Source organism: Candidatus Rhabdochlamydia sp. W815, from assembly GCF_018642185.1.
Taxonomy (GTDB): Bacteria; Chlamydiota; Chlamydiia; order Chlamydiales; family Rhabdochlamydiaceae; genus Rhabdochlamydia; species Rhabdochlamydia oedothoracis.
This window is the reverse complement of the sequence record NZ_JAAVTY010000039.1, coordinates 1-12,077: the sequence shown is the minus strand read 5'-3', so window position 1 is coordinate 12,077 and position 12,077 is coordinate 1. Positions and strand designations below refer to the sequence as shown.

The 12,077-nt window shown below is 35.8% G+C and carries 14 protein-coding genes, 2 tRNA genes and 3 pseudogenes; 8 read left to right on the top strand and 11 right to left on the bottom strand.

Features of this window, described 5'->3' with window-relative positions:
* Window positions 1-193: hypothetical protein (locus RHOW815_RS09330; protein WP_215217068.1), on the top strand; the 193-nt coding region annotated here is incomplete at its 5' end.
* Window positions 194-232: 39 nt separating this feature from the next.
* Here the strand turns inward: RHOW815_RS09330 and RHOW815_RS04065 are convergent.
* A pseudogene (locus RHOW815_RS04065) lies at window positions 233-418 on the bottom strand (transposase); the annotation flags it as partial.
* 719 nt (window positions 419-1,137) lie between these two features.
* Between RHOW815_RS04065 and RHOW815_RS04060 the strand changes: the two are divergent.
* From RHOW815_RS04060 to clpX, 6 genes are all read left to right on the top strand, one after another.
* A complete protein-coding gene (locus tag RHOW815_RS04060) occupies window positions 1,138-2,043 on the top strand; it encodes a hypothetical protein (protein WP_215217067.1) in 906 nt (301 codons plus the stop codon).
* A 128-nt stretch (window positions 2,044-2,171) separates the two neighbouring features.
* Window positions 2,172-2,243 (top strand) — tRNA-Gly (locus RHOW815_RS04055).
* A 15-nt stretch (window positions 2,244-2,258) separates the two neighbouring features.
* Window positions 2,259-2,330, top strand: a tRNA-Gly gene (locus tag RHOW815_RS04050).
* A 31-nt stretch (window positions 2,331-2,361) separates the two neighbouring features.
* Window positions 2,362-3,672, top strand: coding sequence for a trigger factor (locus RHOW815_RS04045; RefSeq protein WP_215217066.1), 1,311 nt, complete (start codon window positions 2,362-2,364; stop codon window positions 3,670-3,672).
* 82 nt (window positions 3,673-3,754) lie between these two features.
* Window positions 3,755-4,360 carry an ATP-dependent Clp protease proteolytic subunit gene (locus RHOW815_RS04040; protein ID WP_215217065.1) on the top strand — a complete coding sequence of 202 codons (606 nt, stop codon included), beginning with the start codon at window positions 3,755-3,757 and terminating at the stop codon, window positions 4,358-4,360.
* A gap of 21 nt (window positions 4,361-4,381) precedes the next feature.
* A complete protein-coding gene (gene clpX / locus RHOW815_RS04035) occupies window positions 4,382-5,605 on the top strand; it encodes an ATP-dependent Clp protease ATP-binding subunit ClpX (protein WP_215217064.1) in 1,224 nt (407 codons plus the stop codon).
* 30 nt (window positions 5,606-5,635) lie between these two features.
* Here the strand turns inward: clpX and RHOW815_RS04030 are convergent, their stop codons facing one another.
* The 10 genes and pseudogenes from RHOW815_RS04030 to RHOW815_RS08550 form a co-directional block, all read right to left on the bottom strand.
* Window positions 5,636-6,451, bottom strand: a complete 816-nt coding sequence (locus tag RHOW815_RS04030) for a hypothetical protein (RefSeq protein WP_215217063.1) — start codon at window positions 6,449-6,451, stop codon at window positions 5,636-5,638.
* Between the two features lie 74 nt (window positions 6,452-6,525).
* Window positions 6,526-7,296 (bottom strand): hypothetical protein, encoded by a 771-nt coding sequence (locus RHOW815_RS04025; protein ID WP_215217062.1) that lies wholly within the window; start codon window positions 7,294-7,296, stop codon window positions 6,526-6,528.
* Between the two features lie 101 nt (window positions 7,297-7,397).
* Window positions 7,398-7,841 (bottom strand): hypothetical protein, encoded by a 444-nt coding sequence (locus RHOW815_RS04020; RefSeq protein ID WP_215217061.1) that lies wholly within the window; start codon window positions 7,839-7,841, stop codon window positions 7,398-7,400.
* An 11-nt stretch (window positions 7,842-7,852) separates the two neighbouring features.
* A complete protein-coding gene (locus tag RHOW815_RS04015) occupies window positions 7,853-8,638 on the bottom strand; it encodes a hypothetical protein (protein ID WP_215217060.1) in 786 nt (261 codons plus the stop codon).
* Between the two features lies 1 nt (window position 8,639).
* Window positions 8,640-9,158 (bottom strand): hypothetical protein, encoded by a 519-nt coding sequence (locus RHOW815_RS04010; protein WP_215217059.1) that lies wholly within the window; start codon window positions 9,156-9,158, stop codon window positions 8,640-8,642.
* A 12-nt stretch (window positions 9,159-9,170) separates the two neighbouring features.
* Window positions 9,171-10,064, bottom strand: a complete 894-nt coding sequence (locus RHOW815_RS04005) for a hypothetical protein (protein ID WP_215217058.1) — start codon at window positions 10,062-10,064, stop codon at window positions 9,171-9,173.
* Between the two features lie 25 nt (window positions 10,065-10,089).
* Entirely contained in the window at window positions 10,090-10,920 is an 831-nt protein-coding gene (locus RHOW815_RS04000) for a hypothetical protein (RefSeq protein ID WP_215217057.1), read from the bottom strand.
* A gap of 11 nt (window positions 10,921-10,931) precedes the next feature.
* On the bottom strand, window positions 10,932-11,342 hold the full coding sequence (locus RHOW815_RS03995) for a hypothetical protein (protein WP_215217056.1): 411 nt from the start codon (window positions 11,340-11,342) through the stop codon (window positions 10,932-10,934).
* Window positions 11,343-11,630: 288 nt separating this feature from the next.
* Window positions 11,631-11,747 (bottom strand): annotated as a pseudogene (locus tag RHOW815_RS08555) (type II toxin-antitoxin system mRNA interferase toxin, RelE/StbE family); the annotation flags it as partial.
* A 31-nt stretch (window positions 11,748-11,778) separates the two neighbouring features.
* On the bottom strand, window positions 11,779-11,940 hold the full coding sequence (locus RHOW815_RS08550; RefSeq protein ID WP_251368224.1) for a hypothetical protein: 162 nt from the start codon (window positions 11,938-11,940) through the stop codon (window positions 11,779-11,781).
* A 37-nt stretch (window positions 11,941-11,977) separates the two neighbouring features.
* On the opposite strand from RHOW815_RS08550, the pseudogene RHOW815_RS03985 reads away from it, so the two are divergent.
* Window positions 11,978-12,073, top strand: a pseudogene (locus tag RHOW815_RS03985) (IS5/IS1182 family transposase); the annotation flags it as partial.
* Window positions 12,074-12,077 lie beyond the last annotated feature (4 nt).

Below are 12,077 nucleotides of genomic sequence, written 5' to 3'. Positions count from 1 at the left end.
TATGGAAAAATTGCGAAAGAAAACTACATACAAGCCTGAATATGGTGATTCTTGCTTTTATTGCTCTACTTTTGAAAAGATTTTAAACAGGCTCTTAGATTTCAAGGCGGCAATTTATGCCTTTTTTGAAAACATTCCTAAATATCGAGAAGAATTCCAGCCTCTTTTATCTAGGATAATTTTGCTTAGTTAAATCTTAATTTAAAAACAAACGAGTTCTCTAAGATCCTGTTTAAAATCTTTTCAAAAGTAGAGCAATAAAAGCAAGAATCACCATATTCAGGCTTGTATGTAGTTTTCTTTCGCAATTTTTCCATAGCCTGCGACATTTTTCTATCCACGCAAAAGAACGCTCTACAACCCATCTTTTGGGAATAACTGTAAAAGTATGAAGTGTATTTCTTTTAGCTATTTCTACTATATACTAGTTTGATTTCAAATTAAGAATTGCATAAATAGATTTTTTTGAAAAAACTACTCTATCTTGCAAGAAGATGTTATCTTTTGTATAAAAATGTTTATATATTCAAACTCTTAATTTAAATGTAAACGAGTATACATCCTAATATCTCCTGCACACTCTTTGCAAATTTTTCTCCAGAATATCCTCCATCTGCTAAAACATTTTTTACACCGAACAAATGGTTTTTATACGAGAAATATCGCTTGGATAAGAGCGGGTCATAACTACCTCCAAAGGTTTTATGAAAACTATCATTATACCTTAATGAGAAGATTTTAAACAGGCTCTTAAAAGGGAAGCATATGGTTTTCGTGATCAAGAATACTTCAAACTAAAATTATACAATTTTCATAAGAAAAAATGCCAAATTAGTGGGGTAAGCCAATGTCATAATGGGAAATTATGTATGAAAGAGCTACCCCCAATTCTTCTCAAGAACCTAAAAATTTAAAGGTAGTGAAACAAGAGTGTTTAGGCTATGTGATTGAATCTTTCTTAGTACATAAGTCGCTTATAATTAATAATATGTATTTTTTTTAACAATAAGCAACTAATAAACAGAAGATTAGATGTAAATAATAATAAAACTTATTAATTAAATTATTTTATTTTAGTTAATTAACAATAAATAAATATTAATCCTATAAAATAGATGTAAATAGGAGAATAAATATATGAAGATCCATAACAATACAGCCCAAGTTGTTACTAACAACCTCTCTAGCCATGGAGGTTATGAAACCCCTCCTAGCACCAATCGGGTGGAAGAAGTAGCCTTTGATGTTGTATTTTCACAGGAACCTTTACCAGGCAAAGAAAAACTACGCTTTAAGCTAAAACAGTGTGGAAAAACCGGCTCTCAATATTATACAATAGTTAAATGGAGGGGCAAAAGATACCGCATCACCGTACATGATAATAAGAGAAAGCTAGCTTACTCAGAAGCAGATTGGCAACGAATAGAGCATCGAACCATTAAAGTATTAAATAAAGTTCAAAGAGAACATTTTTTTAGAGGAACTCTACAACTGCACGCTAAAACTAAAAAGAAATGGAAAGTCTATAAAAATAAATCTTCTCATATAAAGTGCTCTGTAAACAAAAAAGTTATTAGAGAATTTAAAAATTTACTTGAAAACCAGATCAAATCTACAAATATTTTCCCTGCCACAAAAGCTCCCGTCAAAAGAAAAGCTTCAAATTTAGCAGCTTTAGACATCCCCTTCAAACAGGTAAAAAAAGAAGAAGCTTCTTTCCCTAAGAAAATTATTGAAAAAATTAAAAACTCTCTTTCCTACTTAAAATCGAATACAGATGAAGATACTGAAAAAACAGAAAGAAAAAAGGGACTTTTTAAGCAAGCTAAAAACTATTTCTTCCCTTCAAATGACCATGATAATTTTGACGATCTTGCTAGCAGTGACACAGCTAGCATAAGATCCTTTGAGGAATCAGATAACCGCCGAGAAGGTGATTTTGACGATAATACAAGCCTAGGTGGTATAACAGTTGCATCAAGTCATATATCTAGCGATAGCGGTTCTTCTTATTCTCCAAAAATCTCTCCAGAAAAAAAATAGAATTTTAAAAAACCCACTTTACTTATTTCATAAAGCTAAAGCGGGTTTCTTTTTTTAAATTCTATTTTTTTAATCGCAACACTTGCTGCAAAAAAATTCTATGGATATACTCTTTATCCTCTGTACAAGCGGGTGTAGCTCAGCGGTAGAGCATCACGTTGCCAACGTGAGGGTCGTGAGTTCGAGCCTCATCACCCGCTATTTTTTTAATACCTGCGGGTGTAGCTCAGCGGTAGAGCATCACGTTGCCAACGTGAGGGTCGTGAGTTCGAACCTCATCACCCGCTATACAATTTAAATTTAAAGGAGCGATTTACAATGGATAAAGCAACAGCAGAGCCCAGGCAGTTGATAAATGAGTATGTGCGTTTTACCATTCACAATAAGCCCTCTTGTATTGTTGAATTTGATGTTGAAGCTTTAAAACCATTGATACAAGCGACTTATAAAAAAGCGCTTAAGAAAGTAGGGAAAAGCGTTGCTCTGCCTCGCTTTCGAAAAGGAAAAGCTCCTGATAACCTCATTGAAAAAAACTTCCCCGATGAAATCAAAAAACAATGGCACCAAGAAATTGCCAATGCTGCTTTTCAAGAGTGCCAGAAGCTCGCTAGTATTCCTATGCTACACAAAGAAGCCAAAGTCTCTTATAGCATGAAAAATCATTCATCTCATGGGGCTCTCTTAGCGCTCTCTTTTGAAACCGAACCGACGCTTCCTTTTATAGATCCCAAAGAAATCCAGTTAAAAAGCGTGAAAAAACCGGAAGTAACCCCTGAAAAAATTACTGAAACTATCCGTCAAACGCAATTCTTCTTTGCTAAATGGAACAAAATAACCGATCGTCCTGTCCAGGAAAATGACTTTGTAACTTTAGATGTAGATCTGGTTGAAGAAGGAACTCCCTTATTTTCCAATACGCGTTTCGAGGTAAATGCAAAGGGGATGGCTGAGTGGATGCTACCCCTTGTCCTTGGCAAAAACATCTCTGATACAACTGAGGGCGTAAGTGTTCCCGATCAAAATGCGTCTCAGGAGGAAAAAGAAGAACTAAAACCGAAAAAAACGCGGATTACGATTAAATCTATTGATTTAGCAACATTGCCTCCTATTGATGAAAAGTTTGCTAAACTACTTGGGGTCTCTTCTGTTGAAGAACTACATCAACGAGTAGAAGAATTATTAAATAAGCAGGCTGATGCACACGTTCAAGAAGCTCTGCGTGAACAAGTAACAGAGATTTTATTAAAGCAATTTCCTTTTGATTTACCTGTGACGCTGGTTCAGAAAGAAGTCGAATTTAGAATTCAGCAGTTAGCTCAAAATGCTGATTTTAAAAGCTATTGGGATAATTTGAAAGCAGAAGAGCGCAAAAAAATGTTTGAAACAATCCAACAACAATCGGAAAAAGCTGTTCGAATGTTTTATTTATGCCGTAAAATTGTAGACGAAGCAAATATTCGGATTGCTGCAGAAGACATCCCCTCTGCTGCCTCTACCCCACTTGAAATTTTACTTAATCCCCAAAATACTAATCACTCTAATCATCCTGAAATTGAACATGCGGAAGCATATTCTCGCTTGATCTTAGAAAAGGCAGAAGACTGGATTATTAAATATGCAAAGTTTTAAGTTAAGCTAGTTCAACTTGCAGATTATCTTTTCATTGAGCAATACTAGATAATTCACATTAACCGCTTTTGAGGTCTATCGTATGAATGTTCCATATGTGATTGAAGATACAGGCCGTGGCGAGCGCGCCATGGATATTTTTTCCCGTTTATTAAAAGACAGAATTGTTTTTATAGGCACAGAGATTACAGATCAAGTAGCTGATGTAATCATTGCCCAAATGCTTTTTTTACGTGCTGAAGACCCTAAAAAAGCTATAAGTATCTACATAAATTCTCCAGGCGGTTATATCTCGGCTGGATTAGCAATTTATGACACCATGATGTTTATGGATTATGAAATTAATACTTACTGTATAGGACAATCTTGTTCTATGGCAGCTCTTCTTCTAGCTGCTGGCACTAAAGGCAAACGATTTGCATTACCTCACAGTCGAATTATGATTCACCAGCCTATGGGTGGTATTGGTGGTTCTTCTGCTGATATTGCTATTCAAGCTAAAGAAATTATTGAACTTAAAAGAATTTGCTCTAAGCTTTTAGCACAACTTACAGGTCAAGATATTGCTAAAATCGTTGAAGACTCTGAACGGGATTTTTTTATGAATCCAGAAGAAGCAAAAGAATATGGTCTCATTGACAAAATAGCTACACAACCACAAAAAACTCCAGCGACAAAACAAGAATAAAAACCGAGATTTTTAAGAGTTATGACAAAAAAAGAAAAAAATGGCGCCCACTGCTCTTTTTGCGGCCGCCCAGAAGAAGCTGTGGAGAAACTGATATCTGGTCCTGAATCCTACATTTGTGATAAATGTGTGCGCCTGTGCATTGAAATTGTCGATAAAAAGCCAATTCATCATGAGCTAAAGATACTAAAACCAAAAGAGATTAAAGCTTCTTTGGATGCTTATGTCATTGGCCAAGAAAGAGCCAAAAAGACCATTTCGGTTGCTGTTTATAATCATTATAAAAGGATTCGCTCTTTGCAAAAGGAGAGTGAAATCGAATATAGTAAATCCAATGTTTTATTGTTAGGGCCTACGGGATCTGGAAAAACTCTCATTGCGCGTACTTTGGCCAATATCCTAGATGTACCTTTTGCGATTGCAGATGCTACTACTTTAACCGAAGCTGGTTATGTAGGTGAGGATGTAGAGAATATCATTTTACGTCTTGTACAAGCAGCAGATTATGATATTGCACGTGCTGAACAGGGCATTATTTATGTAGATGAAATCGATAAGGTTCGCAAAACAACTGGTAATGTTTCTATTACACGTGATGTATCTGGAGAAGGAGTGCAACAAGCCCTTTTAAAAATTGTAGAAGGTACCATTGCCAATGTCCCTCCTAAAGGAGGAAGAAAACATCCTAATCAAGAGTATATTCGTGTAAATACACAAAACATTCTGTTTATTGTGGGTGGTGCCTTTGTGCATCTTGAAAAAATTATCGCTAAAAGGCTTGGTAAGAGTACAATTGGTTTCGATGTAGGAGAAGCGCGTGTATTTGATACCAATGAAATCAATTATCTGCTTTCCAAAGTAGAACCCGAGGACCTCATTCAATTTGGCATGATCCCAGAATTTGTAGGCCGCTTTAATAGCATTGCTAATTGTAATGAGTTAACCATTCAAGACCTTGTTGACATTCTGATTAAACCGAAAAATGCTATTATCAAGCAATATCAATATCTGTTTGCAGAAGAAAATGTCTCTTTAAAATTTACAGATGATGGTCTAAGAGCTATGGCTGAAAAAGCAAAGAAAACAGGAACAGGAGCTCGTGCTTTAAGAATGATTGTAGAAAGTCTTTTATTAGAGTTAATGTTTGATATTCCATCGGATCCAACCATTAAAGAAATCATCGTCGATGAAGAATGCATTACTTCTCAGAAAAAGCCTAAAGTAATTCGCTTGCAAACCAGTTAAAATAAGGCAGGCTGACCTGCCTTTATTTTTTTATCTTGTCTGATGTTGTACCATTACAGAAAGCTCTTCTTTACCCGCCCTAGCGCTTTCCTGCCCAGAGGCACTAAAGGAGCTAATAAACTGCATTTGAGCTTGCAGTTCAACTACTTTTTGTTGCGACATCCCCTGTCCTAATTGTTGCGCAGCATTGATATCTTGCACCCACATGCTTAAATAATCAACAATACCTTTATCATCGGTATCGTGATTCTTTTCATAGAATTGCTTGGCTAGCCAAACAACGTCTCCTTGTAGCGTTCCTGTTTGATCTTTCTGAAAGGAGGTATCGCCTTGCCATTTTTTAATATCGTCTGAAAATTTAAAGTCTCCTATTTTAGTGTCAAAATCATCTATAACCCCCTCTATAGCCGTTACAATGGGCCTAAAATCGGGTTGAGTTTTAGATGCATCTTTCAGGTTTTCATAATCTTCTACGAGCTTATTATAGGACTTTTGTATTTCGATGAGATGTTTCCCATCAAATTTATTCCAATCTTCTTGGGTTACTTCTTTTTTAGGTCCTAATTGATTTTGTATCTTGCTAAGAGAGGTACTTAAGGAGAGCAAATCGCTCATAACAGAGCTGAGCTTATCTGTTTCGTGAGTAATGCGTAAAATTCTTGTAGAAACATCGTCCATAGCTTTAGTATAAATGATTAAAACAATGAGGGTCATAGAAACCCCATCTGCTTTCATTCGATCTACAAGATCTTCCCATTGAGATTTGCTAATGTTTGTATCTTTAGATACTTGTCTATTGCTAGAATGTGCAATAGTAGAAGGAATCCCATTGATAATATGAGTCATGAAATATTCTTCTTTGGTTTATAAATAGAAAAAAGCCCTTAGAAACCTAAAGGCTTTTGCATAAGAGGCTTCTTTTAAGCTCTATGAAATAATTTTACCATTTCGCTAATGGTATCTTCTGCTGCTGATACAGCATTTACCAAAGTTCGATACATACTGAGCTTCTGATTAGCTTGGCTAGTAACCACTTTATCTTTAGCAGTAAGAAAATCTAAGCAGCTAAGAATCTTAGGATCATTTTTTAGTGCTTGTTGATCTTTATTTATCGACTCTTTCTCACCATTTAAACGACCTTGATTAAGCTTTAAATCTATCCATACCACACCTTTGCCTATTTCTAAGGCTCCTAAAGCTATATCTAAGCCTAATATTTCAAAATAAGCCCCAATGCGCGCAAAGAAAGAACCATGTTTTAAGGTATCTTCCGTAGCAGCTAGCTTTTGTACTAAAGCTGCAATTTTGCTGTCTAAATCAGCCATTGCCTTTGTATCTTGCTTTATACCTTCTCTAGTCTCTTTCAAATTTTCTTCATCTTGCTTAAGCTTATTCACCAGATCTTGGTTTGGTTTATAGCTATTAACTGATTCTAGTTCGCCTTTTACATAGTCATTTACATCTGCACCTAAATCTTGAGTAGCTAAATGGCTTAAAAAATTCTTCACCGCATTTAATCCACTTAAACGATCAGCTGCTGAGTTTTCAATGTCTTGTAAGGCTTCAATAATCGCCTTTTTTACCATCTCTTGTTCTATATCTGTATGGGATGCCTTTTCAGCATTACCACTTACTTTACTTTCCATCTCAGCTACTAGAGCTAAGACATTTCCTTTTATTGCTTCTACCATAATATTACCTTAATTTATTATACTTATTAAATTTTATTAAAAACCAAAATTTTCAAATTAACTTAATTTATCAAATATCACATTTTACAAATAACAGACAATTAAAAAGCTTTTTCATGTATTTCTGCAAATTCTTCTAAATACCGCCAAACCTCTTCTTCTATTCGACTTCTATGCATTTTAGTAAGCGGCACTTTAAATTGAGGTCCTATACATTTTAAATTTTTTCTCAAGTCATCAAATTTATAGATAACCACATAATTTTCTTGCGCATCTCCCTTATGCAAATCGCAAAACAGTCTACGATGATAAAGATCTTTCATTTGGTCTTTAAAATCTATCTGGTCTAGCCCTTGACACCTTTCCCCAAAAGCTTGGATATGCTGCAGGGCAAATTTTAATTCTTTTGCACGGCAATGAAACCCAGAAATCCTACCTTCTCCAAAATCTACCTCAATATAGCCTTCCTCTTTATCCTGATCCCAATTACATTCAAGGATCTCAAAACAGGCTAAATGAAGTTGCGCTTGTATTTCTAAACTCAATTGTCTCTCCTTTAAGCTCTAGAAGAAGCTACGTTTAATGCGTACATATCAATGCTCAAGAGTTTATCAACTGTTTGATTCACACTATGGCGAGTTGCTTCTTGAGTTTGATGGTTATGCTCAAATGACCCATTGGCAGCATCATTGCTAGCTTTTTGCGCCTGAGTACCGCCATCTATCATATGCAATAAACCGCCTAATCCTGATAGAACTTGACCTATTCCATAGTGTTTCTGATGATTATGGCTTATGTCTTCTCGGTCGGTAGCATATTTATGCTTTAAGGCATCTTTTTGGGCATGTAGAGCATCTACATCTATTCTCTCTTGGCTAATTGGAGCCTGAGGGACGGCATCAACTTGCTGAATTTGTACGACAATTCCGTCTTCTTCCACTTCGTTTATCACTGGGACAGGTTCAATAGATGTGTTAGCGCTATTTATCTGGCTGTCAAGGTTAGTATCATTTTCTTCAAAAGCAGTTCTTAACGCTCCCATTTCACCAGCTGTGTTAAAAGCAGCGCTTACTTGGTAACCCCCTCCTCCTACTTGGAATGCACCTACACCAGCTTGGATAAAGCCACTTGTTTGCACGCTACTTGCTGCATCAAATCCAAATTTAAGCTGTGACACTGAGGTTTTAGCTTGGGCTAAAGAAATAACCTCTCTCAGCTTATTTAAAGTATCTGACATTTGAACCATAAACGCAGACACCACTTTCTGCATAAGCTGAGGATATTTCACCCAATCTATACTGTTTAAGCCTTGATCAAATTGACTATTTATTGTGTTGCTCATATTATCTACCTATTATTTTTTGATTTGCTATTTGACCTTCATTAGAGATCATTTGAGCGATATCGCCCCCTACTTTAATCTGCGTTTCACTTTCGTGCTTGAGCGAATCAAAGTTGGTTTTAATATTGTGATTTATTGACTCCACACCGCCCTTATTGATAGCTATTTGGCTATCTAAGCCTGCTTTATAACTTTGTGTTCCTGCTGTTGCAGATCCTAATGTTACTTGTGCGCCTGCAGAAGAGAAAGAAGTTGCTGTTGCTAAACCTTCGCTTAATCCGGCAGTGGCAACGCCAACACCCAAAATAAGTGGGGTTAATACGATGGTTAGAATTTGGATCCAATCCATAGCTTTTACCACTTTAAGCATCTCATCGCCTCTTATTACGCTACCATGTGCAAAATCAGACTCTACATTAGAGAAAGACTGGCTAGCTTGCATTTGGCTGATCTGTGCGCTTATCTGCTCACTCATTAATTGAGAGAGCAGATTTGCTTTTGCTATAGTACCTATTGCCATGTTAGCCTCCTTTTACCTTGCTAACTGAAAACGAGACATTTGTCCCCATTCCGATATAATCTGTGAAGCCTGCTGACCTTGTTGTGTATTGCTACTTGAAGCATTTACAATGTTCAACTGCGTACCGGTTTGAATATTTTGGTTAGCTTTTTGTGCAAGCAGGTTCCAAAAGCTATTCAAAATACTGATCTGAGCAAGTTTTGCTTGATCAGGGCCTTCTTGAGTAACAGGCCCTAAACCAGCTCCTTCTGGATTAGTCATAGCTGGAACGACAAACCCTAAAGAGACACCTGTTCCGGCAAAAGCACCTGCTCCGGCTAGCGTATAACCACTAGCTGTTGCCATAGCTCCTTCCGTAGCTAATAATCCAGTTGTAGCTGCTCCTTCTGTGGCTAGTAACCCGGCTCCTGCTGCAGTACCAATTCCTGTAAAGAGCAAGGCAAATCCAATGATAGCAAGAAGAGCAAAGCCGATAATCGCTCCGATATTTGCATGACGCCCTTGCGTAGATTCATTAGCAATTTTCTTCTGTTCTTTAGCGGAATCTTCTAATAAAAGATTTTGTACGTGTTGCTGATCCATCCAACCCGCTTCTAATTTGTCGTTTTGATCCATTTGATTTTGAGCAAATGCGATATAAAGCATTAAGATGTTTGTTACTCGTGGATCAAAACCTGATTTTTTAACAGCTGTTTTCATTTCGCTTAAAATGGCTCTTACTTTCTCTTTTAAAAGAGACTCTTCTCCCTTTTCTAAATAATTTAATCTAATAGCATCCGCAGGAAGCATGCCTTTATGCTTTTTATTCTTTACTTCTGAAACTACAGAAGAGTTTTTAGGTTTTAGGTCGTTAGAAGGTAAAATTCCATCTACTTTAACGCTATTTATTTGTATTTTTTCTATCATATTATTTCTCCTTATTACGTATTTTTTATACGGCTAGTTGAGCCATTTTAGATTTTAATTCATTCATTGCTTTAATCATTTCTTGAGCAGAGTTATTGTATCCGTTTAATGTTTGCATATAGGCTTGCACTTGGATCGATTGTTGTTGAGATTGTCCTGTTACCATGTGCTCTGCGGCACTTCCATCCATCCAAAAGTTAGCCAAATCGCTTTGTTTACCTGTTCCACCACTATGATTTGATTGATAGTACTGCTCTGCTAAATAAGCTAATATTCGATTCAAGCGTGTAGGATCTTTTCCCTGAGCATTAGGATGAAATCCTGTGTCTTTACCGTGATAACCTGTGTCATTTACCCACTGCTCAATGGCTTCAGAAAAAGATTCTCCTCCTATTTTGGTATCAAAGTCTGCTTTAAACTGTTCTACTGTTGTTAGAAGCGCCTTTAAACCAGGGTCTTTCTCTCCTTTTTTCTCTACTTCTGCTAAATCTTTAATAAATTGTTTATAATCATCCGCTATCTTCTGGATCAACTCTTGCATTTTATTCGCTTTCCAAGCTTCCTCACTAGCACTTGGAACATTGCCCAATCCAGCTTCTAGCTTACTCAAGTCCCCATTTAGTTTAATCAAGTCATCCTGCAACTTACTCAGTTCGTTTGATTCTTCTACAATATCGGCAATACTCTGAGAGGTGCGATCCATCGCTCCCGTTTTCTTCTTATTGGACATCACTAAAAGCACGAGAATTTCCAAGGTAACGCCTTCTTTTTTGAGTTTTTCGATCCAATCGCTAAAAGAAGGATAGCTTCCTAATCTAAAAACCGGTGGTATGGGTTCTTGTCTTATAATTTCCATAAAATCCTCTCTTAAGATGAAATCCAACTCGCTCTAGAAGCGCGTCTTTTTTTCTTTTTTTCCTTCTTTCCTACCATCTCTACAATCTCATCGGAATGCTTTTTAAACTCTTTGCTAAAGCTCACGATTTTTTCTTGGTTAGGGGTATTTCTCTTTGTTGCATATTCTACAAGCTGCTCAATTTCTTCTGGGCTTAAGTCTAAAGATTCTTTAACCTTTTCAAAGTAATCCTTCAAAAGACCTCGGACTTGGTTTAATCTTTCCATAGCTTGCATCTGTTCTTCTTTAGAGCCCTTAATAATAGCGTTTTTCCAGTTGAGCATTAAATCGTTGATCAACTCTAAGATCTCGCTTAAATGCGTCTCTTTATATTTAGCATTAGATTCTAAGAACTGTTTTGCTTGTTCTAGATGTGTTGTCATGGCTTCCTATTTTGTTATTGTTTATTATTTCTTCTATTTATCTATTATAATTATCCCACAAACTAATTAAGATAATATTAATAATAAATTATAAAAATGTTATATAACTGAATTTAAAATACTTAAAAATAAAAAAAACAATTCTTTGAAGCTTAAAAGGTTAAGATATTTCTTAAGGAAGAATTAAGTAATTTATTATCAATTACTTATATTTATGGAATCCATAAAAAACCTGTGAGAAAAGGTTTTTAAGATAAGATGGAAGAGATTATAGAGATTAATTATTTATTAGAAAAGTTCTGAATGAGAGCCTACCCAAGCTAAATAAAGGACTTTTTTAGCTAAATTTAGTTTGTAAACGAGTAATACATCCGGTTTAACATGACATTCCCTATATCCATAATAACTTCCAGATAAAAGATGGTCTAAATATTTTTTAGGTAATTTCTTTTTTTGCTGAAAGCAGCTTTATGCCTTCTTTTTTATATTGAAATTTCTTTAAATCCTTTTTAATTCGAGTGCTATAATCAAGGTCAAGCATCTGGATTAATTCCCATTTGTTTCCAGAAATCATCAATGGATGTATACTTATTTGCATTCAAATTAAGAGTTTGATTGTATAAACATTTTTATAAAGTCGCAGGCTATGGAAAAATTGCGAAAGAAAACTACATACAAGCCTGAATATGGTGGTTCTTGCTTTTATTGCTCTACTTTTGAAAAGATTTTAAACAG

What these genes read in the sequence shown, in the direction of transcription:
- RHOW815_RS04005 (WP_215217058.1), bottom strand. Translation starts at nt 10,064, where the DNA reads ATGATAGAAAAAATACAAATAAATAGCGTTAAAGTAGATGGAATTTTA.
- RHOW815_RS04010 (WP_215217059.1), bottom strand. Translation starts at nt 9,158, where the DNA reads ATGGCAATAGGTACTATAGCAAAAGCAAATCTGCTCTCTCAATTAATG.
- RHOW815_RS04015 (WP_215217060.1), bottom strand. Translation starts at nt 8,638, where the DNA reads ATGAGCAACACAATAAATAGTCAATTTGATCAAGGCTTAAACAGTATA.
- RHOW815_RS04045 (WP_215217066.1), top strand. Translation starts at nt 2,362, where the DNA reads ATGGATAAAGCAACAGCAGAGCCCAGGCAGTTGATAAATGAGTATGTG.
- RHOW815_RS04040 (WP_215217065.1), top strand. Translation starts at nt 3,755, where the DNA reads ATGAATGTTCCATATGTGATTGAAGATACAGGCCGTGGCGAGCGCGCC.
- RHOW815_RS04000 (WP_215217057.1), bottom strand. Translation starts at nt 10,920, where the DNA reads ATGGAAATTATAAGACAAGAACCCATACCACCGGTTTTTAGATTAGGA.
- RHOW815_RS04060 (WP_215217067.1), top strand. Translation starts at nt 1,138, where the DNA reads ATGAAGATCCATAACAATACAGCCCAAGTTGTTACTAACAACCTCTCT.
- RHOW815_RS04025 (WP_215217062.1), bottom strand. Translation starts at nt 7,296, where the DNA reads ATGGTAGAAGCAATAAAAGGAAATGTCTTAGCTCTAGTAGCTGAGATG.
- RHOW815_RS03995 (WP_215217056.1), bottom strand. Translation starts at nt 11,342, where the DNA reads ATGACAACACATCTAGAACAAGCAAAACAGTTCTTAGAATCTAATGCT.
- RHOW815_RS08550 (WP_251368224.1), bottom strand. Translation starts at nt 11,940, where the DNA reads ATGCAAATAAGTATACATCCATTGATGATTTCTGGAAACAAATGGGAA.
- RHOW815_RS04030 (WP_215217063.1), bottom strand. Translation starts at nt 6,451, where the DNA reads ATGACTCATATTATCAATGGGATTCCTTCTACTATTGCACATTCTAGC.
- clpX (WP_215217064.1), top strand. Translation starts at nt 4,382, where the DNA reads ATGACAAAAAAAGAAAAAAATGGCGCCCACTGCTCTTTTTGCGGCCGC.